16 protein-coding genes are annotated in these 25,482 nt (G+C 49.7%); 15 read left to right on the top strand and 1 reads right to left on the bottom strand.

The window, feature by feature from the left end:
* Nucleotides 1–162 precede the first annotated feature (162 nt).
* The 14 genes from VNQ80_RS10805 (at nucleotide 163) to VNQ80_RS10870 (ending at nucleotide 23,023) form a co-directional block, all read left to right on the top strand.
* On the top strand, nucleotides 163–1,923 hold the full coding sequence (locus VNQ80_RS10805) for a RagB/SusD family nutrient uptake outer membrane protein (protein WP_325638381.1): 1,761 nt from the start codon (nucleotides 163–165) through the stop codon (nucleotides 1,921–1,923).
* Between the two features lie 90 nt (nucleotides 1,924–2,013).
* Nucleotides 2,014–3,552 carry a hypothetical protein gene (locus VNQ80_RS10810; RefSeq protein ID WP_325638383.1) on the top strand — a complete coding sequence of 513 codons (1,539 nt, stop codon included), beginning with the start codon at nucleotides 2,014–2,016 and terminating at the stop codon, nucleotides 3,550–3,552.
* A gap of 181 nt (nucleotides 3,553–3,733) precedes the next feature.
* Nucleotides 3,734–6,547 (top strand): family 78 glycoside hydrolase catalytic domain, encoded by a 2,814-nt coding sequence (locus VNQ80_RS10815; protein WP_325638385.1) that lies wholly within the window; start codon nucleotides 3,734–3,736, stop codon nucleotides 6,545–6,547.
* Nucleotides 6,548–6,639: 92 nt separating this feature from the next.
* The gene (locus VNQ80_RS10820) at nucleotides 6,640–7,764 is read left to right on the top strand and encodes a VCBS repeat-containing protein (RefSeq protein WP_325638388.1); all 1,125 of its coding nucleotides are present in this window, start codon (nucleotides 6,640–6,642) and stop codon (nucleotides 7,762–7,764) included.
* A gap of 34 nt (nucleotides 7,765–7,798) precedes the next feature.
* Nucleotides 7,799–9,028, top strand: a complete 1,230-nt coding sequence (locus VNQ80_RS10825) for a GDSL-type esterase/lipase family protein (RefSeq protein ID WP_325638390.1) — start codon at nucleotides 7,799–7,801, stop codon at nucleotides 9,026–9,028.
* 38 nt (nucleotides 9,029–9,066) lie between these two features.
* The gene (locus VNQ80_RS10830; RefSeq protein WP_325638392.1) at nucleotides 9,067–12,543 is read left to right on the top strand and encodes a PVC-type heme-binding CxxCH protein; all 3,477 of its coding nucleotides are present in this window, start codon (nucleotides 9,067–9,069) and stop codon (nucleotides 12,541–12,543) included.
* 201 nt (nucleotides 12,544–12,744) lie between these two features.
* Complete coding sequence (locus tag VNQ80_RS10835; protein WP_325639579.1) at nucleotides 12,745–13,200, top strand: carboxymuconolactone decarboxylase family protein; 456 nt, start codon at nucleotides 12,745–12,747, stop codon at nucleotides 13,198–13,200.
* An 87-nt stretch (nucleotides 13,201–13,287) separates the two neighbouring features.
* Nucleotides 13,288–14,208, top strand: coding sequence for an EboA domain-containing protein (locus VNQ80_RS10840; protein WP_325638394.1), 921 nt, complete (start codon nucleotides 13,288–13,290; stop codon nucleotides 14,206–14,208).
* Complete coding sequence (locus VNQ80_RS10845; RefSeq protein WP_325638396.1) at nucleotides 14,208–15,188, top strand: TatD family hydrolase; 981 nt, start codon at nucleotides 14,208–14,210, stop codon at nucleotides 15,186–15,188. The genes VNQ80_RS10840 and VNQ80_RS10845 overlap by 1 nt, the downstream gene beginning before the upstream one ends.
* Nucleotides 15,189–15,194: 6 nt before the next feature.
* The gene (gene eboC / locus VNQ80_RS10850) at nucleotides 15,195–16,082 is read left to right on the top strand and encodes a UbiA-like protein EboC (protein WP_325638398.1); all 888 of its coding nucleotides are present in this window, start codon (nucleotides 15,195–15,197) and stop codon (nucleotides 16,080–16,082) included.
* 7 nt (nucleotides 16,083–16,089) lie between these two features.
* Complete coding sequence (locus VNQ80_RS10855; protein WP_325638400.1) at nucleotides 16,090–17,256, top strand: 3-dehydroquinate synthase; 1,167 nt, start codon at nucleotides 16,090–16,092, stop codon at nucleotides 17,254–17,256.
* 1 nt (nucleotide 17,257) lies between these two features.
* Entirely contained in the window at nucleotides 17,258–18,478 is a 1,221-nt protein-coding gene (gene eboE, locus VNQ80_RS10860) for a metabolite traffic protein EboE (protein ID WP_325638402.1), read from the top strand.
* Nucleotide 18,479: 1 nt separating this feature from the next.
* A complete protein-coding gene (locus VNQ80_RS10865) occupies nucleotides 18,480–19,832 on the top strand; it encodes an alkaline phosphatase family protein (RefSeq protein ID WP_325638404.1) in 1,353 nt (450 codons plus the stop codon).
* A gap of 149 nt (nucleotides 19,833–19,981) precedes the next feature.
* On the top strand, nucleotides 19,982–23,023 hold the full coding sequence (locus VNQ80_RS10870; RefSeq protein ID WP_325638406.1) for a glycosyl hydrolase: 3,042 nt from the start codon (nucleotides 19,982–19,984) through the stop codon (nucleotides 23,021–23,023).
* 14 nt (nucleotides 23,024–23,037) lie between these two features.
* On the opposite strand, the gene VNQ80_RS10875 is transcribed toward VNQ80_RS10870, so the two are convergent.
* Nucleotides 23,038–23,934 (bottom strand): AraC family transcriptional regulator, encoded by an 897-nt coding sequence (locus tag VNQ80_RS10875; RefSeq protein WP_325638408.1) that lies wholly within the window; start codon nucleotides 23,932–23,934, stop codon nucleotides 23,038–23,040.
* 108 nt (nucleotides 23,935–24,042) lie between these two features.
* On the opposite strand from VNQ80_RS10875, the gene VNQ80_RS10880 reads away from it, so the two are divergent.
* Nucleotides 24,043–25,482, top strand: coding sequence for an arabinose isomerase (locus VNQ80_RS10880; protein ID WP_325638410.1), 1,440 nt, complete (start codon nucleotides 24,043–24,045; stop codon nucleotides 25,480–25,482).

Genomic DNA, 25,482 nt, shown 5'->3' on the forward strand with positions numbered 1-25,482 from the left:
AATGAAACCGTCATGGTTTTCAAAAACCACACAGGGAATAATTAAATCATGACAGTTTCATCATCACTAAAAAAATAAAAAGATGAAACCTGCATAAACTTCCATAAACAAAAGAACATAAATAATTTATGCAAACTTCATTGCCATAAAAAAATTATTCTAATGAAAATCATAACGAAAATTATCATAGCCCAGCTCGTTTTCCTGATGGCTGGGTGCCAAGAATATTTAGATATTACACCTGATGGGAGGATTTCTTTGGAAGATGTGTGGAAGGATCCCAAAATGGTGGAAGCATATCTCAACGGCGCTTATTCGGAGATGAACGTCAACCAAGGCGGACTCAATTATTTTTCGGGCGCATTTTTAGGTGGCATTACCGATCTTTTCCACGATTCGGATGATTTTGAACCTGACCCGTTAATTGCTCCGATGTGGTATCAAGGGAGTTTGTCTCCTACATACGATCCCACTCAAACCGGCAATAACGGTAACATTTTCAGGGTGTATTGGTCTGGAATAAGAAAATGTAACGTTTTCTTAGAAAATATAGATCATGCTCAAGTGATCAACGAAGGATCCCGGGCAAGGATGAAGGCAGAAGCGAGAGTATTGAGAGCCTGGTATTATGTACAGCTCTGTAAGAAATATGGCCCTATGCCAATTGTTGAGACGCCTTTGAGCCTGCAAACGGATTTTTTGACGGTAAAAAGACCAGGGAGCTTTCAAGAAGTTGCCGATTTTATCGATCGGGATTGGCAAGCGGTCAAAGACGTCACGGACTTTCCATGGCGGATAACAAACGGCCTTGATAAGGGCAGAATGACCAAAGCAATCATGCTATTGTTGCGCTCTCAAGCCCAATTGTTTGCCGCAAGTCCGCTGTACAATCCGGAGAATGACCTTACAAAATGGGAAAAAGCGAGAGACTATGCAAAAGAAGGAATATCGCTGCTTACGGCCAACGGAGGGTATCAGGTATATTATGATCCTAACCTCGGAGAAGCGTCGTTTGAGAATTACTTTTTGAATAGCAGAGACTTTAGTGCCTCTCCGAGAGACAAAGAAACGATTCTGGAGAGCGTGAGCCCATATCCCATGGTATGGCCTCATCATAGTAACGGTTTCCCGCAGCGCGATATGGAAAAGGCAGGGAGTTGTCCGACCCAGGAATTGGTAGATATGTTTGATATGCGGACAACCGGGTTACCCGTCGTTGATCCTGCTTCCCCATATTTGGATGACGACCATCTTCAACCGAATTACTTCTCGGGAAGCGGTTATGACCCTGCAAACCCTTATGAAAACAGAGACCCTCGGTTTTATGCTACGGTAATCTATAACGGAGCTTATATTCCCGGTATTGACGCATTGGCGGAAACATTTGTAGGTGGAGCAGCCGAGATCAGACCGAATGGAGGCCGGAGAAATACCCGTACAGGTTATTACCTTAGGAAGTTCCTTGATCAAGCGGTTCCCGCACCCATTCTCTTAGGTGCGTATTGGAAACGGATGCGTTTTGGGGAGTTTTACTTAAATCTTGCAGAAGCCGAGAATGAACTAAATGGGCCGGGGCCCGATGTCACCGCGGCCATGAAACCACTCCGCGATCGCGTCCATATGCCGGCTATTCCCCAGACCATTACCTCTAAAGAAGAGATGCGAGCCTATATCCAAAAAGAACGTGCTGTTGAACTTGCGCTGGAAGAGCAGCGTGTTTGGGACGTGCGGCGGTGGAAAATACTGGATAAGACGGATAAATTGGTGACGGGTATGCTGATAGAAAAGGAAGGCGATTCTTTTACCTATGAGCGTTTTGTCGTAGGCAGACGGAACTCATGGGCGGATAAATATTTGTTATTCCCTATTCCGTTGACGGAAATCTCCGTATTGGGAGACGAATGGCAAAACCCAGGATGGTAAATGGGTTGGGGCAGTCTACCTGATGGCCCCAACCCATTTCTTTTTGCATTACCGATACGTATAACCTCACTAACATTTTACCCTCGTTATATGAAGAGCGTAGTTAATCTGATATTCGTCCTGTGTTTTTCGGTTTCCTGTGGCAAAACGAAAGACGTCGATTCGCCCATAACCATTTTTATTGATTCGATTCATGTCAGCAATCTCGATGTAGTTGATCTCGACATTGATAACCGACAGAAGTTGGTAACGGTAACATGTTATGAAGATCAGGACATCGCTGATGTTCGCATGTCATTCTTTTTCCCCGAACATATCAGATTAAGGGATTCGGAAAGTAATCAACTGACATTGGATCTTGAGCGGACGGATTCCTTCACACTGCTAGCCGGTGATAAGGTAATCCAATTCAAATTATATGTTAAATTGATACCCAAACCATTTCGGCAGGATAGCTTCGTAATCAGCACCTTTCATGGGATCCCTGGCGGTGAGGCCGCCCATAACCGGCAAGTTCTGGAAAACACCAAGAGAGCCAATTTCACACATTTCGAAACCACATTCACTACGCCTGCAGGCAGCGTACAAGCCCTTCGAATTGCAGAGGGGCTGGGTTTGAAAGTTATCGTCCAGGACTATTCGAAATTCGGCGGCTTTCAAAATTACGATGCACAGATTGCGAAGACGACCGCTGCTAGCGTCGTTGAAGCCGTAGCGCTTTACAGCAATTATAAGTCCTTCGCAGGGTACTATGTTTGGGACGAACCATTTTTGGAACAATTGCCACAGGTAAGGCGCGACTTGGACCTTTTAAGGCGTTATGATCCCGGAAAATTGTTTCTGGTTGTAACATTGCAGTCTTACAGCCCGACCTATACATGGGAGAACGGACAATATACTAGGTATATTGACGAACTGTTATCCGTGGTTGACCCACCTCTTCTTTGTACGAATTATTACGTCTACGAGCAGGATATAAAACAAGGAGTCAGTTTAACAGATTCCAAATTATGGAGAGACTGGGGCTATATCCGCAAAAAGGCGATCGAACGGGAAATTCCTTTTTGGCTATATATCCAACTGATGGGAGATATTTTGGACGGTCGAGTCGGTGATATCTCCATTGGGCAGATTGCTGTGCAAAATTACATTGCATTGGCTTTGGGCGCCAAAGGTATTTCTTATTATAACACCATTGGTGGCATTCTTGATGAACAAGGGACGCCAAATCATTTATTTAATGATGTTGCGATGCTTAATATCGAGACGTTGCACATCGGAAACAAATTGTTGAATGCTTCCTCTCAAAAGACCTATCATACAGGCAGTATACTACATGACGATTATTTAGATAAATTAGCTGATTCCGATTTGCTAGAATCCGTATCGGCGGAGTTGTTGGTTGGGGAATTTGAGGACAACAGCAGCGGGGAGAGATTGGTTTTATTGGTTAATACGGATTATGAAAATGCGGTTTCAGGCACGATAATACTGAAGGATTCTTTTCAAGTGGGAAAACTGAACAGGCAAACAGGGCAAATTGCCTTTCGGGATGGTGGCCTTAATGCGATAGCAGTCGATATCCCTCCAGGTAGAGGTGAGTTGTTTGTTTTAAGACAACATCGTTGAGCAATCTACAATTCGGTCTATCGACTTTGAACGTACGCTTCCTAGTTAATTTCCGTGTGACGGTTTGTACGAGAAGGAGAACAACCAAATTAGACAGTCGGTCTCCATAATGGTACAGGACAGTGAAACTGTCTTTTGCTGTTATCTTTACCGACTTACCAACTTTGATGATCTTCAGATTATGAAACAACGATTATTACTGCTGCTATGGGGTGTTTTTAGCACACTTTTTTCGCTGAGTGCGTCCGCCAAATCCAATAGCGCTGTTCTCCCCAGTGGCCTTCGTTGCGAGTATCTTGAAAATCCGATGGGCATCACAGTTCATTCTCCACGACTAAGCTGGGTGTTGGAAGCAACAGATAAAGCGGCATTTGGACAGCACCAGACGGCCTATCGCGTGTTGGTGGCATCAACTAGCCGGCTATTGGCCAAAGGAGAAGGAGATTTATGGGATAGTGACTGGATAGATTCGGACCAGATGCAGCATATCGTATATAATGGGCAAGAGCTGCGCTCGGACCGTGCCTACCATTGGAAAGTGCAGGTTAAAGATGAGCATGGAAGGGTTTCGGCATGGAGTAAACCGGCTTATTGGACAACGGGATTGTTCAACGCGAACGATTGGAAAGCCCAATGGATTGGTAGTGACGAAATGTACAATCGCGCGGCCATAGAAAATAATATTACAGACCCATGGTTCAGAAAGACGGTAGAATTGAGCAAGAGGCCTGGCAAAGCAACGATATTTGTGGCCTCAGTAGGCTACCATGAATTGTATGTGAATGGCGAACGCATTGGGGATGAGGTACTCGCCCCGGCCGTATCAGACCATACCAAACGGGCCCGCTATGTTGCCTATGACATTGCCGATAAACTGAAGCGTGGAACCAATGTCATCGCGCTTTGGTTGGGTACGTCGTGGTCGATTTTCCCGGGGTACATCCTCCATGAGGACCGCCCGCTCACCCCAATCGTGACCGCACAAATGGACGTGTACCAAGAAGCATCGCCCGGAGACGGCACACGGCCCCTGGCCAGGATTGTCACCGATGCTACATGGAAAACCCACCCCAGCCCCAATCGACTGCTCGGTAAGTGGGATTTTAGAAATATGGGGGGTGAATTATGGGATGCCCGAAAAGAAATCGCCGATTGGAACAAAGCAAGCTGTGACGAAACAGCATGGCAACCGGCAACCGAGTATCCCACGAGACTAACGCTTTCACCGCAAGTGATTGAAGGAAACCGCCTCTTTGATGAAATCCGGCCGGTAAGCATCGAAGAACGAGCCGACGGCTCCTACCGAGTGGACATGGGCGTTAATTTTGCCGGGTGGACGGAGGTCAACCTGAAAGGACAAGAAGGCGATACCATCCGTTTTTTTTACTCCGAGCGCGAACAGGATGATATGACATTTGGCCTTCATAGTGCTTACGTCATTGGCGACGGAGGAACGGGAACGTTCCGTAATCGTTTCAATTATAGCTCGGGACGTTGGATTACGATAAAAGGGTTGAAGAATGCACCCACCATCAGTGATGTGAGAGGGTGGATGGTCCGGACGGATTACAACGAAGCGACACAATTCGAATGTTCGGATACGTTGCAGAACTGGGTATATGATCGGATACGATGGACATTTGAAAACCTTTCGCTCGGTGGTTTTATCGTCGACTGCCCCCAGCGTGAGCGTATGGGTTACGGGGGCGACGCGCACGCGACGAGCGAAACAGGCATGTTCAATTACCACATGGCAGCATTCTATACGAAGTGGATGCAAGATTGGCGTGACGTGCAGGGCACGGAGCCCATGGTTGGTAATATGCTGGATACGAATTATGCCCGTAAGGCAGTAACCAGCGGTCGGTTGTTGAACAACGGCGTACTACCGCATACGGCCCCGACCTATTGGGGTGGCGGCGGGCCTGCATGGGGTGGAATCGTCGTTACATTGCCTTGGTTTATGTACCAACATTATGGCGATAAGCAAGTGTTGGAAAGTAATTTCGAGCTCATTCAAGGTTGGCTGAGGTTTTTGGAATCACATACCAAAAACAACTTATTGCAACGCTTTGGCGGGCAATGGGATTTTCTGGGAGACTGGCTTTGGCCGAACGCAACGGCCGAAGGCATGAATAACGATAAACCAGAGACACTTTGTTTGAACAATGCTTACTATATATTCAATTTGCGTACAGCTGCAAAAATTGCAGGAATCATCGGCCGAACAAAAGAGGTTAGTGCTTGGGAAGCACAGGCCGAGGCATCTGCCAAGGCGGTGCATGCCCGCTTTTTCAATGAAGCGGACCACAGTTACGCAGACGGTTCCATGGCCAATCTTGCCGCCGCCCTGCTGGCTGAAATTCCGCCGGCACCGTTGCGCAGCAAAGTGATGGAGCGTCTAGAAAGCGAGATTATCGATGTACGAAACGGACACATCCACGCCGGTATTACGGGTGGAGCGCTGCTTTTTAAACTCCTACGCGACGAAGGGCGAGACGACTTGATTTATAGTATGGTATCTCAAACAACCTATCCCAGCTGGGGATATATGAAAGCGAATGGTGCAACGACAATGTGGGAAATGTGGGAGAAAGACCTTCCCGGTCACTCGTTACTGCACAGTTCATACCTTTATCCCGGAGCATGGTACATCGATGGCGTCGCGGGCATCAAGCGCGATCAACAATTTCCAGGATTTCGAAAGTTCGTCATCCGCCCGCCGTTTCGAGATGCAACTGATTTAACATGGGCCACCGGATCGTTTGAATCGCCCGTCGGTACGATTAAATCGAACTGGTCGCGGGAAGACGGCAAGCTGCGGCTGGAAGTCACCGTGCCGCCCAACAGTGTAGCTACCCTGCAGCTCCGACCGGAAGAGGCCGTGGATATCTCGGCTTACAAAAGCATTGAGAAGCTAGCTGGCCAAGGTGGTCTGTTACAATATAAGGTATTACCAGGTACGTACCAGTTGGTACAGCTAACAGCACCGTAGCCATGCATATCAAATTCATTCTACATCACTCATTTTATAATAATATGTACAAATCTTTTAATAATACCTGCCGGATATTTGCTCGGGTTTTAATGGCATTACCTATTTTGTGTAGCGTTTCCATCACGTTTTTATGGGCCCAACAGAAAGAAAAAATCACGTTTAGACCCCACTTCGTCGCCGCCGAAAGCTTCGAGTCGGTCGGTGTAATAGACGTGAATAACGATGGTAAGCCAGACCTCGTCTCCGGCGACTTTTTTTACCTCAATGAGGGTGATGCCAACACGATCTTCCGCAACCGTCATAGACTGGGTGATCAGCCGGCATATGGCGAGTACTTCGACGATTTTGCTACCATTCCCTTAGATGTCAATAACGATGGGCGCATGGATTTTATTACCGGTGGTTGGTTTGGAGAAGAGTTGCGTTGGCATGAGAATGTGGGGACGGACGGTGAATGGCCGGCCCACGTCATCGCGAAGATAGGTAACGTAGAAACCGTGAGGGCTTGGGACCTGGATAACGACGGACAGGTTGAAATTGTGCCGAATACTCCGGGTTCTCCACTGCATTATTTCAAACTGGAAGCACCCGGCAAATTTGTACGTTACGACGTAGGAGATTATAAAAGCCATGGCCTTGGGTTTGGCGATATCAATGGTGATGGAAAAGGCGATTTCATCATAAGCAGTGGCTGGATAGAAAACAAGGGGAATAATCAATGGGTTTTCCATCCCGATTTTGATTTGGGCCACGATGCCAGTATCCCAATCATCGTGACTGACCTCAATGGAGACGGCAAAAACGACCTCATTGTAGGAAGTGCGCATAGCTATGGTCTCCACTGGTACGAACAGCACGTTGACGCCCAAGGCAAGCGTTCGTTCAAAAAGCACTTGATCGACGATACCGCTTCCCAATACCACGAATTGGTATGGACCGATATCACAGGCGATGGTAAACCAGAGCTGATAACGGGCAAGCGCTACAGGGCACACAACGGTGGCGATCCGGGTGCGAACGATGATGTCGGTTTGTATTATTTCACCTGGGACGGCAAATCGTTTACCAAAAATATAATAGCTTACGGCCCTCCGGGTGTTGGTAAAGGCACAGGGATCTATATGCAGGTTGCCGACCTGAGAGGTACGGGAAGAAAAGATATTGTGGTGGCTGGAAAAGATGGCCTCTGGGTATTTTTCAACGAAGGGCTTTAGTAAAATCACAGATACATAGTTAATCAAATCTTACATGTTAAAAACAAAATTGTTTTTGGTTGCCGCCGGAATATTAAGCATTTTGTTGGCAGGCACCTGCTTGGATCTTCCGGCTCAGAAGCCCGGTAATCCTTCCTCGTTGGAATTTAACCAAGGCGATCGGATTCTTTTCCTCGGAAGCTCGCTTTTCGAAAATGAACTGGAAAAAGGATACCTCGAGTTCGCCATTTCGAGCCGGTGGCCCGACAAGGACCTCACATTCAGGAATCTCGGATGGACCGGCGACAACGTCTTCGCCGAAGCGCGGAGCACGTTTACCACTCCGCCCACACCCTACCAGCAATTGTTTCAGCAAATCAGAAGCACCAACCCCGATCATGTTCTGATTGCGTATGGTGGTGTGGAATCCCAAAAGGGAGCAGCGGGTGTCAACGAGTTTATCAATGGGCTCGGGGTAATCATCGACTCGATCGATGCGCTGGGTGCCCAGACAATCCTCCTCTCTACAATCCCTGTCAAGCTAGCTGGCAGCCCGGAAAATACCGTTGCCCAAAATGAAAACCTTAAGCTTTATGCCGATGCTATTGCATCGCTTGCAACAGAACGGAAGAAGAGGTACGTGGACGTTTATACCCCTTTAGCTGAAAATAGCGGTGACCTCTATCTCGACAACGGGATACATTTGAACGAAGCGGGCTACTATTACCTTGCCCAGGTGCTTGAACAGTCTTTTGGATGGCCCCTACGCGAATCAAAGGTTGCCGTCAACGTTTCCAAGTCTAAGGCTACTGCCACTGGCCCTGCTAAAATCATTTCCGGTGGCGGAGATAACGTCACGTTCAGTATGGAAGAACAGGTTCTTCCACTTCCGGTACCTGATGCAGGTCAACCCGCGGCACAAGCATCTGTGCTTGTCCAGGTAAGTGGCCTGGCTAGTGGGTTTTACACCTTGACAGAGAACGGCCGACAATTGATTACGGCATCGGCCGATGATTGGGCAAAGGGCATCGTGCTGGACCACGGCATTTCGCAGGAGCAGGCGGCCAAGATCAGTGGCTATATTGTCAAGAAAAACGAACTCTTCTTCGAGCAATACCGCCCACTAAACAGGACCTATATTCTGGGTTTCAGAGCATATGAGCAGGGCAGGCACAAGCAAGGACTTAAGGACCTCGATTTCATCATCTCCTGGTTGGAAGGACAAATCAATCTGCACCGGAAACCGGTCATCAAAACGTATGAACTTAATCCCTTGAAGAAATAGCCTACTTGGGAGTAAACAAAAAAACAGAAAACAGATAGATGAAATCGATACGTGTGTTATTTGCATTCCGGGGCTTATTTGTTGCACCACTGCTGTTGCTGGCTGCCTGTTCGACCCAACCGGACGAACCCAAGGAATATCCCGAAGATGATCCAAGAAATGAACTCCAATCCTTCCAGATTGCCGAAGGGTTTGAGGTTTCGCTGTTTGCTGCCGAGCCGCTCGTGGCAAAACCCATTCAGATGAACTGGGATGCCCAAGGGCGTTTATGGGTGATTACCAGTACGGCATACCCACTCTCTAAAACCGGCGAGGAAGCTAATGATAAAGTTTTCATCCTGGAAGATACCGATGGGGATGGTGTGGCAGACAAATCGACCGTTTTCGCAGAAGGCTTGGTGCAGCCCACCGGGGTTCTGCCCGGAGATGGTGGGGTTTACGTTGCAAACGCTACGGAAATACTGCACCTTTCAGACACTGACGGCGATGGCAAGGCAGATAGGCGAAGGACAATCGTCAGCGGTTTCGGAACCGGCGATACACACCACCTTATCCATACCTTCCGTTGGGGGCCCGAGGGGAGGCTATATTTCAACCAATCAATTTACATCCATAGCCACGTGGAAACCCCTTGGGGAATCAAGCGGCTGGAAGGGGGCGGCGTGTGGAAACTACAGCCCCATACGCTCGAACTGGATGTGTATGCTAGGGGGCTTGTAAACCCATGGGGGCTGCGATTTGATCAATACGGCCAATCTTTCCTTACGGATGGCGCTGGTGGAGAAGGAATCAATTATGCATTTCCGGGTGCTACTTTCGTGGCCGCTCCCGGTGCAGAAGAGATACTGCGCGGGTTGAATCCCGGGCAGCCCAAACACTCCGGACTGGACATCGTATCCGGGCGGCATTTGCCAGATTCATTGCAAGGACATTTGATTACCAATGACTTTAGAGCCAATCGTATCAACCGGTTCGAATTGGAAGAGCAGGGCAGTGGGTATGCTTCCAAGCAGATGTCCGATCTGCTTTGGACCGATCACGTGGCCTTCCGTCCGGTAGATATTTCCATTGGCCCCGATGGTGCGATTTATGTTGCCGATTGGTATAACCCGATTATCCAGCATGGTGAGGTTGACTTCCACGACCCACAGCGCGATCGGGAACGGGGCCGGATTTGGCGTATAACTGCCAAGAAACAGTCGTTAGTTAAGAAACCTAAACTGGTGGGCGCGTCGGTAGGCAATCTTTTGAAGGCGTTGGAAGCGCCCGAAGCGTGGACACGCGATCAAGCCAGGCAGTTACTGAAAGAGCGGGGTGCAGAAGAGGTTGCAGGACCGCTGCAAAGTTGGATAGATAAGCTCAACAAAAAGAGCGACGATTACGAACGATTAAAGCTCGAAGGGTTGTGGGTGTTCCAGGCGATTGATACTTACAATGGGCCGCTTTTGGAAAGCCTGCTGGATGCACAAAGCCATCAGGTGCGGGCCGCTGCCCTCCGGTCGTTACAGCTTTGGCATAAAAACGTCAGTAACCTAAATGCCATTTTGCAAAAAGCGGTTAAAGATGCACATCCGCAGGTGCGCCTCGAAGCCGTAATTGCACTACGTGAATTAGGCGATGCTGCGGCTGCGAAAACTGCCTTGGATGTGTTGGATCAACCGATGGATGAATTCCTCAATTTTGCGTTGTGGCAAACGCTGCGGCAACTCGAACCCGAATGGCTCGCCGCCGTTGAAAGCGATCCTCAATTCTTCGGGAATCCTGCAAAAACATCGTATGCGTTGAAATCGGCAGCTGCCGCGGACGCCATTACGCTTTTAACGCAACTTTACAAAGAAGGCCAGGTGCCGCAACAATATCGAAAAGATGCACTATCCGCCATTGCTAAACGTGGTCAGCTCCAAGATCTGAATGCTATTTTCGACGTTGCCATCGATCGGTTTTCACAGCAACAGCACGATGTTTCGGATGAGCTCGCCGCGGTGGAAGATGCCGCACGGAACAGGCGGGTTGTCGTTAACCACCAATTGGGCCGCCTTCAGGCAATCATTGAGGGGCCAGACGAAGCTTCTGCTATTGCTGCCATCAAAGTGGTAGGAGCGCTGAAATTAAGCGCGTTCGAACCCCAACTTAAAAAGTTCCTGAGCCATACGAATCGAAATTATGCGAAAGCTGCCATGGCTGCCATGGCAGCCGTCAACCCAACAGCTACGCAAGGACTTCTGAAAAACCTGGCGACTGCACAACATCCGATGGATCTTCGTTTAATCGCTGTTTCGCAACTGGTACAACTCAATGCGGCCGCCGCAGCCAAGATCAGCGTGGGGTTGCTGAATGAGCTGGAAGACCCGGAACAGGCTAAAAACGTATTCAATGAATTTCTCGCTGATGGCGGTCGCACCAATGCGTTGGCTACGGAGTTGCTAGCTACCCGCATACCCGAAGCCGTAGCGCTGGCAGCACGCCAGCATGTGCAGGCATCGATCCCGTGGGATCGCAGGGAAAAGGACGAAGTTAAACTACTGATTCAAGGCCTGGAAGCCTCCGGCGGTGTATTGCCAGCAGAACGTATGCCGCAGGACCTTGACGACGATCAAATCGAAGCGATCGTTTCCAAAGCGGAGCAAAGTGGCAACCCGGTGGAAGGCGAATTGATCTTCCGCAAGCGGGAACTTGCCTGCCTAACATGCCATGCGGTGGGTGGCGCAGGTGGACAGATAGGTCCCGACCTGAGTAGTCTTGGAACAAGTTTACGAGGAGAGGCCATCGTCAAATCCATCATATATCCCACCGAATCGATTAAAGAGGGTTACGAGTTGCAAAGGGTGGTCCGTACGGATGGCACCGAAATGATGGGCTACTTAGTAGCGGACAGGCCCAGTGAAGTCGTTATGCGGGACGTTGCTGGCAATGAGGTGCCTATCCCGAAAGATAAGATACAGACGAGAGAGAAAATACCCGGTTCGTTGATGCCCCCGAGTTTGACAGCAAGCTTGGATGAGCGAGAATTTACCGACCTGATCAGTTACCTCTCCAAACTGGGCAAGACCGGTGCTTTTAGGGTACCTACAGCGCGTTTCGTAAGGCGCTGGCAAGCAGTACCGGTTAACGATGAAATGTTGGAAAGAATAAAAAGCGAAGGTATTGAAGTTGTTTCCAAAGCGAATGAGCCGGGTGGAAGTGCTCATTACAGCATGGTTTCCGGCGCACTTCCCATCGATGAATTGACTATTGTAGAAGCCGGCGGAGACAAGCGTTATAGCTTTGTGAAGTTCCAGGTTGAAATCCTTACCCCGGGCGATGTGATATTTCGATTTGACGACGCAAACGGCATTACGGCTTGGGCAGAAACCAACGTGCTCGCTATCCAGGAACGTACGCTTACCGCCTCGTTTACCCAAGGGGTGCATCAGGTCATATTGGCGGTAGACCGGGACGCGCGCAAGGACGGGTCCATCCGGGTACAGCTAACCGACGACGGCGGTGCACAAGCACGGCTGGTTATGGGAAAGTAAATGTAATCAAACAGCGTGTTTTGATTTCGTGAATTACACCTAACATTGGCCATCAGGCCAATGTTAGGTGTATTAGGATATAGCCGTTGTTTGCTGACATTTGTTTGAAAAGGGCTACTATTTACGTACGGCAGCGTAAGTGCTCGTGCTTTTCTTCGATAAGATGGTATCTTTGTGCGGTAACAAGAAAATAGTCAAATGATGGAAAAACGTATTGCTATTGATCAACTTGAACCCCAAAGCTTTGAAGCCGTGCGTGCATTGGAAAAATACCTGGCTCAATCGCAGCTTACGCCCATACATAAGGAGCTGATTAAAATTCGGGCATCACAACTCAACGGCTGTGCTTTCTGTCTCGATATGCATACCAAAGATGCGTTAAAATACGGTGAGGCCCCACAGCGAATCTTCTTGCTCGATGCATGGCGGGAAACCGATCTGTTTACGGAAGAGGAACGTGCCATCTTGCAGGTAACGGAAGAAGTTACCTTGATTAGTAAGCAGGGCCTCACGACAGCAACCTATGAGACCGCATTGAAAGCTCTCGGAGAAAACTACCTAGCACAGGTTATTGTAGCCATTGCCACGATAAACGTATGGAATCGGCTCGCTGTAAGCACGCATAAGCCTGTGCCTCACATCCCAACGGTTTTGTGACAAAGCGGGGTAGTTTCCGCATTTGCCGGAGCGCATAAAAATTGTAATTTTGTGAATTGCACAATTTTTCATTGAAAGGGAGGTACTGTGGATGTAAATACAAGCGAGGTTGCCGCCGGTGACACCTTCGGCCGCGCAATAAAATCGCGTCTCCATGCGTCGGCATGGCAATGGCTGTCGGCGCAAGTAGATAGCGTTGCTGCCGACCCGAATCCCGGCAGGACTGCCCGGGTATTCACATCGTTGCCGAGGCAACTTAAGACCGATGGTACGTCGCCAACGGTTTCCTTGAATGAGACGTACGAAAACCAAAGTGGGCTTCCGTTGGTGGTGCGAGCGTGGCCGATGGCCAGGCTCGCTCGGGTTTGGCTATTGATGCGTATCCCCAAACTTAATGAAGCCGACTATGTGCAGTTGATTGCACGGTTATTCAAGTACGGCGATATGGAAGAGTTGGTTGCACTCTACTCCGCATTACCGGTATATCATTATCCTGAAGCTTGGCTAACGCATTGCCAGGAAGGAATTCGGAGCAACATCGGCCTTGTGCGGCACGCCGTGATGGTGGATAACCCGTATCCGGCTCACTTTTTGGATGAAGACGCATGGAATCAGTTAGTGCTCAAAGCGTTTTTTACCGATGAAGACATCCCTCACATTATCGGGTTGAAGCGCCGGAACAATTTGCGGCTGGCACAGGCATTAACCGACTATGCATACGAGCGCTATGCAGCGCACCGGGAAATTAACCCGATGCTGTGGATACTCGTGGGGCCTTTTATGGATGGGCGGGCATTTGAGTTGATGGAGCGTATCATCGGCGAAAGTCAGGTGCCGCTCGAACAACGGGCAATCAGATACGCGTTCGAACACTGCAACTACGGTGGCGCACAACAGTACCTTAAGGAACATCAGCTACCTGCGTCGCTTTTGGAGTGCCGTGGAACTCCGTGGGAGATATGGGACAATGATATAGTAAGTATAACAAACGAAGATACAAATCAGTAATGTGCAGCTATCACGAGCAGGATCGCGCGTCTATGGGAGACCGCGTAGCGTTGGACTTAGAACTAGTTAAAGGATTTCGCTTTTTCGATCCGCACATCCATATGGTGTCGCGGACGACCGATGACTATCAGGCGATGGTCGACGCCGGGATCGTCGGTTTGATTGAGCCGTCATTCTGGGTCGGCCAGCCCCGCACCGGTATCGATACTTTCCGCGACTATTACAGCAGCTTGATAGGTTGGGAGCGTTTCCGGTCATCGCAATTCGGCATCCGCCATTTCTGCACCATCGGCTTGAATTCGCGCGAGGCCAATAACGAAGCCCTAGCCGAGGAAGTGATGGAACTGTTGCCTTTTTACATCTATAAGGAAGGGGTGGTTGGTATTGGGGAAATAGGATTCGATGACCAGACCGCTGCCGAGGAAAAGTATTACCGCCTGCAACTGGAGCTGGCCAAAGAGGCCGGACTGCCGGTGCAGGTACACACACCGCACCGAGATAAAACCCGCGGAACATCGCGTAGCATGGACATTGCACTTGAGCATGGCCTCGATCCTACGATGGTCATCATAGACCACAACACGGAAGAAACCGTGAAGGAGGTACTCGATAAAGGGTTTTGGGCGGCATTCACCATCTATCCGTTTACCAAAATGGGCAATGAACGGATGGTACAGCTTGTTAAGGAATATGGCCCCGAACGAATTATGGTCAACTCGGCCGCTGATTGGGGTATCAGTGATCCGCTGGCGGTACCCAAAACCGCAGCCTTGATGGTAAAGAGCGGGATACCCCGGGAAGTGATTGAACAGGTATGTTATAAAAACGCAATAGCTGCATTCGCCCAAAGTGGCCAGTTGGATGAAGAGATGTTTTCTGGAAAAATCCAGATCGACCAGGCGCAGAAATTCGAAGGCAATTCGGTGTTGCGTGGCGGACAGCAGCCGCGGCGAGATGCGGGATCGATCATTATATCCTAGTTACGGATGGAGAACCTGAAATCGTACCTGCAATTGATGCGACCGGCGAACATCGTGACGGCTGTTTCGGATGTACTGGCAGGTGCTTCCATTGCGTTGTTGTTGGTGCCCGAAGGGTCTACGCTGGATTGGTCGGTGTTGATGGCACTGATTATTGCCACCATAGGGCTATATGGGGGAGGTGTGGTTTTCAATGATGTATTTGATGCGGACCTCGATGCCCGCGAACGACCCGAGCGACCCATTCCCAGTGGCAAGGTATCGAAACGGGGGGCAACAATGCTAGGAACGGTACTGTTCCTTATCGGCTTGGTGGCTGCTGGCACCGTCGGTGTACTGCCTGCCGTGATTGCTCTTTCCATTGTGGTGATGTGTTTGCTCTACGATAAATGGGCCAAGCACCACCGCGTTGGAGGTCCGTTGGCTATGGGGCTATGCCGTGGTCTCAACCTGGCGCTGGGTATCAGCTATTCGTTAGCAGCATTGGAGGTGGTTTGGTTTTTGGCATTCGTGCCTGTTATTTATATTGCGGCGGTGACGACCATAAGCCGGGGTGAAGTCCACGGTGGGCAACGGGCACCTTTATATTTATCTGGAATATTGTATGGTGTGGTTGTGGCGTGTGTCGTCGCTTTCGGTATGTATTACCAAAGTAGCATATTAGCCATTGCGATGGTTGTGCCGTTTATCGCATTTATATTCCCGCCATTAACCAAAGCCATCCAAACGCTTGAGGCAAGTGATATCCGTAAATCCGTTAAACACGGTGTGATCGGACTGATTTTTATGAACGCCGCTTGGACAGCGGCGGCGGGTATGTGGGCATTGACATTCGCTACGTTGCTGTTGTTTCCCCTATCCATTTGGTTGGCAAAGCTATTTGCCGTTACTTGAGTTGTTTATGAAGTCTATTATTAAACAGAAATTTTCGGTTTCTTACCACTACGATATCCATTTTACATCGGGGCTGTTCGCACCTGAGAACCGTTTATTAAGCGATTTTTTCGCGGAGCGCCTAGCTGCGGGTGGGGCTGTGCCCAAGCTGCTTGTGGTGATTGACGAAGGCGTTGTAACCTGCCACCCGGCACTCATCGAGCGGATACGCGATTATCTGGAGCACGAATCCGCCGTACAGCTGGTCGGCGAAATCTTACGGGTGCCAGGTGGCGAGGCGATTAAGAACCACTGGGAAAGCGTAGACCGTGTCATTGAATCGGTAGACCGTCACGGCATCGATCGGCATTCATACATCATGGCTATTGGTGGCGGTGCGGTGCTCGATGCTGTAGGGTATGCAGCTGCTGTGGCTCACCGGGGTATTCGCCACTTGCGGGTGCCAACGACCGTTCTTTCCCAGAATGACTCTGGCATGGGCGTGAAGAATGGCATCAACTATCGCGGTAAGAAGAATTTTATCGGCACCTTTTGCCCTCCTGTGGCTGTATTCAACGACAATCTGTTTCTGCTAACATTGAATGACCGTGCGTGGGTATCGGGCATATCCGAGGCGGTAAAAGTAGCGTTGATTAAAGACGCGGCTTTCTTTGACTGGATCGAAGCCAATGCAGGTCGCCTGCGCCGCCGCGATAGTGAAGCAATGGATTACCTTATTTTCCGGTGCGCAGAGCTGCATCTCCATCACATTGCCGGAGCGGATCCCTTTGAATTCGGTTCTTCCCGACCTTTGGATTTCGGGCACTGGAGTGCCCATAAATTGGAGCAGCTCTCCGATTTCGAGGTGTTGCATGGCGAGGCGGTGGCTATCGGTATTGCGTTGGATACCGTATATTCAGCAATCACGGATATGCTGCCACCCCACGATGCGCAGCGGGTGCTAACCGTGCTGCAGGAACTTGGATTGCCTATTTTCCATCCGCTGTTGGAAGGAGAGGGGACGGTGCATCCGCTGTTGACTGGCTTGGAGGAATTCCGGGAGCATCTTGGCGGGCGGCTCACCATTATGCTGCTTCAGGCAATTGGACAGGGCGTTGAAGTACACGAGCTGGATACAGCGCAGGTATTGCGGTCGGCCGCTGCACTGCAAGAAGGTGTTAACTTAGTAAGCTGATATGGTTACCAATTACGGGCAACTGACCTACTGTACGAATATTCATGGTGGTGAGCAATGGGACGAGCATTTTGAATCGCTGAAAACCCACTTTCCGGCTATCAAGAAGGCTGTATCGCCCAGCCAGCCCATGGGTGTCGGTTTGAGACTTGCTGACATGGCTAGCCAAACCTTAATCGAACCCGCCCGACTTGCTGAATTCAAGGATTGGTTGACGGAAGTTGAGGGTTACGTCTTTACAATGAACGGTTTTCCGTTTGGCGCATTCCACGGTACGGCGGTAAAGGAAAACGTCCACACGCCAGATTGGACAACCACTAGGCGTCTGCAATATACCAAAAGACTCTTTGATATCCTGGCGCAATTGGTCCCCGAAGATAGGGAAGGGGGTATATCTACGTCGCCGCTTGGATACCGGCATATATATAACCAGGATGAAATGACCTGGCTGGATATGCGGAAGCGGGCAACATCGCATATCGTCGACATGGTCGCCCATCTGTATCGAATTCGTGAGGAGAAGGGGAGAGACCTGCATTTGGATATTGAACCGGAACCGGACGGTGTGTTGGAAACGGGTGACGAGTTTATCGCGTGGTACGCGGATGAGTTGGTGCCGGAGGGTGTACAGATTTTATCAGACCAGTTGGGCATTACATCTGCTGAAGCCGAAAGGGCGATTAAGCATCACATCAGACTTTGCTACGATGTCTGCCATTTTGCCCTCGGTTACGAGGATCATAGCGCGGTGATTGACGCACTGGCCCAGCAAGGCATACAAATCGGGAAATTCCAGATCAGCGCGGCTATTAAAGCTTTGATGCCAGCGGATACCGAAGCACGGAAAGCGATAGGCAATGCGTTTATGGCATTCGACGAGCCGACTTACCTGCACCAGGTGATTGCCAAGCATCGCGATGGCCGATTGACACGTTTCAAGGATCTGCCCGAGGCACGGACAGGACTTTTGGATATGCAGGTATCGGAATGGCGTTCGCATTTCCACGTCCCTATCTTCCTGGAAAATCTAGGTGACCTGAAATCGACGCAATCGGATATCTTACAAGTACTGGGTATCCACCAATATAGCCGGCAGACCAACCATCTTGAAGTGGAAACCTACACTTGGGGTGTTTTGCCAGAGCAGTTGCAACTCCCGATAGCTGAATCCATCTCTCGCGAGTTGAATTGGGTACTTGACCAATTTACCGACCATCGCTGATATGCAAAGAACAGTTGTTATCGATATTGTTGGATTGTCTTCCGCCGTAATCGGCGCACATACACCCTTTTTGGAAAAATACCTCGAAAATGCCCACGTGAGCCGGATAAAGCCACACTTACCGGCCGTTACGACTTCCATGCAATCCACGTACCTTACCGGCTTATGGCCATCGCAGCACGGAATCGTAGGAAATGGGTGGTATGATCGGACGGATTGCGAAATAAAATTTTGGAAGCAATCCAATAAGTTGGTACAAGGTGAGTGTGTTTGGGAGGTGGCCAAGCGTAAAGATCCCAGTTTTACCTGCGCCCAATTGTTCTGGTGGTATAACATGTATACGGGAGCGGATTATTCGGTGACCCCTAGGCCCAATTACCTGGCCGATGGGCGGAAAATTCCCGATTGTTATTCCTATCCGGCTACGCTACGCGATGAATTGCAGCAAAAATTCGGACAGTTCCCCTTGTTTAGCTTCTGGGGTCCGGGCGCGAATATTGCATCTTCCGAATGGATTGCCAACGCGGCTATGTACGTTGAAGACAAGTATCATCCAACATTGAGCTTGGTATATTTACCCCATTTGGATTATTGCCAGCAGAAATTCGGGCCCGACCCCAGCAAAATCGGAAAGGAACTGCTGGAGATTGATGGGCTGTTGGAGAAGCTGGTCAGTTTCTATGAAGCCAAGGATATAAACATCATCCTGCTATCCGAGTACGGCATTGTGCCGGTATCCAAGCCGATACATATCAATCGCCTGTTGCGCAAAGCCGGCTTATTGGCTATCCGTACCGAGCGGGGACTGGAATTGCTGGATGCCGGTGCTTCCGCAGCGTTTGCCGTGGCAGACCACCAAGTTGCCCATATATATACTAAAGACCAATCCACAAAGGAGCATGTAATGAAGTTGCTGGAAGGGGAAGAGGGAATTGGTCTTTTGCTGGATGACGCCGGGAAAAAGCAGTATCATATTGATCACGGGCGAGCAGGAGACATTGTGGCGGTATCCAAGCCGGATAGTTGGTTTACCTACTATTTTTGGCTCGACGATCGGTTAGCTCCCGATTACGCGCGGGTGGTAGACATCCATAAGAAACCGGGATATGATCCCGTAGAAATGTTTATGTCGTCCAAACTGCGCGCAGGCTATAAGCTCCTCCGTAAAAAACTGGGCTTCCGGTACGTGATGGATGTAATTCCGCTGGACGCCACGTTGGTGAAAGGCTCACATGGTGCAATTGGAATCCCGTCGGAATATTACCCCCTACTGATTACCAAAAATAAGCAACGGGAAAACGAACTTGAGCCGATTGCCATCAAGGATGTCATTCTGGATAGCCTCAAGGCTTGATGTGCAAGCCTTATTTCAATTAAAAGCCATAATCTATATGCAAAATACCACTTTGTATATGTAGCCGTAGTGTGTCGGAAGATATCTTTGTAGTTAGCTAATCCAAATTTGTGTTGCCGCGGTCCATCCCGCGCCTAGCTATAGAAGATATGAAATTCAACAAGCTACTTTTAAGACTAATGGTTCTGCTATGCGGTGCCGTCATATGTTCGGGATCCACCGGATCTTCTAAAGGGATAGCCCTTGATGAGTTAAAGAAAGGTTTCGTCAATCCGCCCGACAGCGTACGCCCTGGCGTATACTGGTATTTTATGGATGGCAACCGTACATATGACGGTATGACAGCCGATCTCGAAGCCATGAAACGTGCCGGAATTGGCAGCGTTATTTTTCTGGAGGTCGATGTGGGCGTGCCCCGTGGACCTGTTGATTTCTTAAGTGAAGAATGGCAGGATATGTTTGTCTATGCCGTGCGGGAAGCGGAGCGGCTTGGCATCGAGGTCATCTTGGGGATTGGCCCGGGTTGGACAGGAAGTGGCGGCCCGTGGGTTGCTGGTGAGCAATCCATGAAACACTTGGTCGCTTCGCGTGTACAGGTGTCGGGAGGAGGGCGCCAGCAACTGACCTTACCTGTTCCACCGCCAAAACCGCCTTATTTTGGTGAAGGGACGTTTACGCCGGAATTAAAAGTAAATTGGCAGGATTACTATGAAGACGTTGCGGTTTTGGCGTTTCCTACACCGCAGCAGCCTACCGAGATACCGCTTATTGATGAGAAGGCACTTTATTACCGCCATCCCTATACGTCGATGCCGGGAGTAAAGCCCTATTTCGTACAGGACGAGCTGTTTGGTGAGCCGGATACAGCTGCTGCAATTGATCCGGCAACACTGGTTGATCTCACGGGCAGTCTCCGACCTGATGGTACGTTACAATGGGATGTACCACCCGGTAACTGGACAGTCATGCGCTTTGTGAGCCGCAACAACGGTGCTGGAACCCGGCCGGCTCCCCTGCCCGGTGTAGGTTTTGAAAGTGATAAGTTCGACTCCCTCGCACTGAAATACCACTTGGATACCTATGTGGGCAAACTGCTCGACCGGGGTGCCCCCATTGCTAAGCGGCGTGGCGACGGAGGGCTTACACGGTTGCATATGGACAGCTGGGAAATGGGAGCACAAAACTGGACGGCAGCATTCCGCGAAGAATTCCAGCAACGCCGTGGATATGACCCCCAGCCTTTTTACCCGGTCTACGCCGGCAATATCGTACAGAGCCGCGAAATAAGCGAACGCTTTTTATGGGACCTCCGCCTCACCGCCCAAGAGCTGGTATTGGAGCACCATGCCCGCTATGTTAAGGCGTATGGACAGCGCCGCGGGTTGAAAATGTCTATAGAACCTTACGACATGAACCCGTTGTCTGATATGGAGCTCGGTTCGGTAGCTGACGTTCCTATGTGTGAATTCTGGAGCCAGCACTACGGCTTCAACGGGGTGTTCAGCTGTATTGAGGCAATTTCTGTTGCTCATATAGAAGGCAGGCCGGTGGTCGCGGCAGAGGCATTTACCTCGCAGCATGATGAAGCTTGGAAGCAATATCCGGGCGCGATGAAAAATCAGGGAGACTGGGCTTTTGCCGCTGGAATCAACCAATTTATGTTTCATACCTTCCAGCACCAGTCGCTTGCAGACAGCCTCCGGCCGGGCATGACGATGGGCCCATATGGGGTGCACTGGGACCGGAATCAAACCTGGTGGCACCTCAGTGATGCGTACCACCGCTATTTGGCACGGTGTTCGTACCTGCTACAGCAGGGCCGTACAGTGGCTGATATCCTTTACCTCACGGCAGAAGGCGCACCGCATGTCTTCACACCACCGTCTTCGGCGCTCGATGGCGATCCGTTTCTTGCCGACCGTAAAGGGTATAATTTTGACGGCTGTACCCCCAGCCAATTGCTGAAAGCACGTGTAGACCAACGTGAAATCGTGTTTCCAAGCGGTGCACGTTATCAGGTGCTGGTATTGCCACTGACCAAGACCATGACCCCGGCATTATTAAAAGCGATTACCGGGCTTGTAGAAGCAGGTGCATCGGTTGTGGGTATTCCTCCACTTCGCTCGCCCGGATTGGCCAATTACCCGCAGTGCGATATGGAAGTGCGCTCGCTAAGTAAAGCACTTTGGGGCGATACGCTTATACCCGAAGCCGCTACCCTACGCAAAGTTGGAAAGGGCGTGTTGCTGTGGGGTGGAGAAGCAAGTAAGCCAACGGAAAATAGCCTATACCCAGACTACGGGGTGGTGGAAACATTCTTGACAGGTGCCGGATTGGTAGCGGACTTTACCGTGGACAAGCCCATCCGCTACACGCACAGGACCAGTGATGATTGGGATTTGTATTTCGTATCCAACCGCACAGCCGATGTGCACGAAGCTTTATGCCACTTCCGTATACAGGGAGGGCAACCGCAGTTATGGGACCCCGTAACAGGTACGACCCGCAAATTGCCAGCCTATGAAAAGAATGGTACACAGGTCGCTATACCGATACGGTTTGAGCCACATCAGAGTTTTTTTGTTGTCTTCCCCAGGAAGCGTACCACCTCTTTCTTTGCAAAGGCCAAAGGTGAAAATATCGTAGTGCCAAAGCCCGTTGTTGAAATTAAAGGACCGTGGGAGGTTTTGTTTGATCCGGCATGGGGAGGGCCGGAGCAAATCACTTTTGATAAGCTTACTGACTGGACGGAACGGCCTGAAGAAGGTATCAGGCACTATTCTGGCAGTGCCCGCTACCTCAAGACATTTGCATTTAATGGTGCGAGAGAAAAGGGTAGGCGTCTGTACATTGATTTAGGTATGGTAAACCATATGGCAAGTGTGAAGTTGAACGGCAGCGACTTAGGGGTATTATGGACAGCACCTTGGCGTGTAGATGTAACCGATCATATCAAGATAGGTACGAATAAATTGGAAATCGAAGTCGTCAATCTGTGGGTAAACCGGTTGATTGGTGACCAATACTATCCGGACGACGGGGCCAAGGACGGAAAATGGCCTGATTGGCTCAAATCAAATGGACAGCGTAACAGTAAGCGCTATACATTTACCACGTTTAATCCCTATACAACCGATAGTCCCTTGTTACCCTCGGGTTTGGTTGGACCAGTGTATGTAACCACCGAATAAAATATTAGTAGGTGTCACCGCTTGAATGGGGGCGTATATCGCTCCCGGTAGCTTGCGGGCGAGAGTCCTGTCTTTTCCTTGAATAATTTGGAAAAATAGAAGCACGATTCGAATCCCAGTTCATACGCTACCTCTTTAACGAGTTTGTCTGGAAAGGTCAGCAGCCGCTTGGCCTTTTCTATTTTCAGCTGGATAGCATATTGTCCCGGAGAAATACCCGTGTATTTTTTAAAGACCTTTCTGAAGAGCGAATAGCTTACGCCCAATTCTTCTGCTACCTGCTCGGCGGTAATGGGGGTTTCTATGTTTTCGCGGAATATAACCCGGGCCTTACCCACCAGTTGCTCCGTATCGTCTTTTTTGTAGTTAAGGGCGTTCTCCTTGGAAATGGCGTGTACAAATCCAAGGAGGTGCAGGACCTCGCCGGAGATGAGAGGCTGGTAACCAGTACGCTCAGTTCTAGTCCTTTCGGAAATATCATCGAAAAGCGAAATGATTTCTTCCCGAAATCCGATATGGATAACGGGTTTCCGGACACTGAAAAAATTATTTCTGACCAACTGGTCGGCTATCGGGCCTTTAAACCCCACCCAATACTCATTCCAGCCCGTCTGTGCGTCGGGTTTATAGCGGTGCCACTCATCCGGAAACAGCATAACGATAGACCCGTCATTGATACGCTGCCGCCCGCCTGTCTGGGACTCAAATTCACCTTCGCCATGTGTGATGTAAATTAGCTGGTATTCGCCCAACACACGGCCGTTCTGCCAGTTGAAATAATAGGCGGCGGGATGATCAGCGCTAGGGTAGGCCGACGAAAATGGAATCGCACCGGCCCCTGCATTTAATGTACATAATCCCCATTTTTCATCATCGGGACTTACAGGAAGATAATTGCGACAGGTTTTCATACAGAACGAACGTTAGCTAGTCCAAAATGTATATCTGTAATATCAAATCGTACATAGACATGCAAGTTAATAAAAAATATTTTAGCAAAAGATTTATACCATATGAGCATGATGACATCAACAGCTGTACGATTGAAAGTTGGACTGTTTGGGATCGGGTTAGACGTGTATTGGGAACAGTTTGAAGAATTAAAACCACGTCTGCTCGCTTATGTACAGCAAGTACACGACCGTTTGGAAGCCCACGATATTGATATTGTAAACCTGGGTTTAATAGACACGGTGGATAAAGCGATCGATGCCGGACATCGTTTCCGGCAGGCTGATGTAGACCTGATTTTTCTTTATGTGACCACTTATGCATTATCTGCTACGGTACTTCCGGTGGTACGTCGGGCTAAGGTGCCCGTCATCGTACTGAATCTTTCGCCCGAGGCAGCGATAGACTATACCTACTTTAATAATTTGGGTAGCCGGCGCGAAATGACGGGTGAGTGGCTGGCGTATTGTGCGGCTTGCCCCGTACCGGAATTGGCAAACGTATTCAGACGAGCAGGCATCCAGTTTTACCAGATTACCGGGTTGCTGGACGCGGATGACCCGTGCTGGCGGGAGGTCGCCGACTGGATTGCGGCGGCTAAGGTTGCCCATATCATGGCGCACAACCGATTAGGCGTAATGGGGACATACTATTCAGGTATGTTGGATATCTATACAGACCTGACACTTCAATTGGCTACGTTTGGCGGCCATATCGAACACCTGGAAGTCGATGAGCTGTCCGCACTGCGGAAGGAAGTCACGCATGAGCAAATCTCCAGCCGGGTAGCAGATTTACGGTCAGCATTTGATGTGCAATCCGATTGCAGCGGGGATGAATTGGCCCGTGCGGCACGTACGTCGGTTGCGTTGGATATGTTGGTTGCAAAACACAAACTGGGGGCGCTGGCATATTACTATAAAGGAAGTGGGATACCGGAAAATGAAGATACGATGAGTTCCATTATACTGGGCAGTACGTACCTGACGGCAAACGGAATACCCGTTGCAGGAGAATATGAGGTCAAGAATGCCCAAGCCATGAAAATACTGGACAGCTTTGGTGTTGGGGGCTCGTTTACCGAATACTACGCCATGGACTTTGAAGATGATGTTGTATTGATGGGGCACGACGGCCCGGGTCACTTCCGTATTGCAGCCGGTAAAATAAAAGTGAAGCCATTGCAAGTCTACCACGGCAAGGTTGGACAGGGACTGTCGGTAGAGATGTCGGTGAAACACGGACCGGTAACCTTACTATCTGTTGTCGAAGGTGACAGCGGCAAACTGGTGTTGCTGGTCGCCGAAGCGGCATCCGAACCGGGTCCCATCCTCGAAATAGGTAATACCAATAGCCGTTACCGTTTTCCCATAGGTGCGCGCCGTTTCGTAGAAAGCTGGAATAGCCACGGCCCGGCGCATCATTGCGCTGTGGGAACAGGGCATATGGCAAGCAAGATAGAAAAACTGGGAAAATTACTTGAATTAGAAACCATCAAAGTGTGTTGA

Origin of the sequence: Parapedobacter sp., assembly GCF_035556095.1 — a bacterium.
Lineage (GTDB): Bacteria > Bacteroidota > Bacteroidia > Sphingobacteriales > Sphingobacteriaceae > Parapedobacter.

Coding starts and splice junctions, on each gene's coding strand:
- VNQ80_RS10805 (WP_325638381.1), top strand. CDS start 163: ATGAAAATCATAACGAAAATTATCATAGCCCAGCTCGTTTTCCTGATG.
- VNQ80_RS10810 (WP_325638383.1), top strand. CDS start 2,014: ATGAAGAGCGTAGTTAATCTGATATTCGTCCTGTGTTTTTCGGTTTCC.
- VNQ80_RS10815 (WP_325638385.1), top strand. CDS start 3,734: ATGAAACAACGATTATTACTGCTGCTATGGGGTGTTTTTAGCACACTT.
- VNQ80_RS10820 (WP_325638388.1), top strand. CDS start 6,640: ATGGCATTACCTATTTTGTGTAGCGTTTCCATCACGTTTTTATGGGCC.
- VNQ80_RS10825 (WP_325638390.1), top strand. CDS start 7,799: ATGTTAAAAACAAAATTGTTTTTGGTTGCCGCCGGAATATTAAGCATT.
- VNQ80_RS10830 (WP_325638392.1), top strand. CDS start 9,067: ATGAAATCGATACGTGTGTTATTTGCATTCCGGGGCTTATTTGTTGCA.
- VNQ80_RS10835 (WP_325639579.1), top strand. CDS start 12,745: ATGGAAAAACGTATTGCTATTGATCAACTTGAACCCCAAAGCTTTGAA.
- VNQ80_RS10845 (WP_325638396.1), top strand. CDS start 14,208: ATGTGCAGCTATCACGAGCAGGATCGCGCGTCTATGGGAGACCGCGTA.
- eboC (WP_325638398.1), top strand. CDS start 15,195: ATGGAGAACCTGAAATCGTACCTGCAATTGATGCGACCGGCGAACATC.
- VNQ80_RS10855 (WP_325638400.1), top strand. CDS start 16,090: ATGAAGTCTATTATTAAACAGAAATTTTCGGTTTCTTACCACTACGAT.
- eboE (WP_325638402.1), top strand. CDS start 17,258: ATGGTTACCAATTACGGGCAACTGACCTACTGTACGAATATTCATGGT.
- VNQ80_RS10865 (WP_325638404.1), top strand. CDS start 18,480: ATGCAAAGAACAGTTGTTATCGATATTGTTGGATTGTCTTCCGCCGTA.
- VNQ80_RS10870 (WP_325638406.1), top strand. CDS start 19,982: ATGAAATTCAACAAGCTACTTTTAAGACTAATGGTTCTGCTATGCGGT.
- VNQ80_RS10875 (WP_325638408.1), bottom strand. CDS start 23,934: ATGAAAACCTGTCGCAATTATCTTCCTGTAAGTCCCGATGATGAAAAA.
- VNQ80_RS10880 (WP_325638410.1), top strand. CDS start 24,043: ATGATGACATCAACAGCTGTACGATTGAAAGTTGGACTGTTTGGGATC.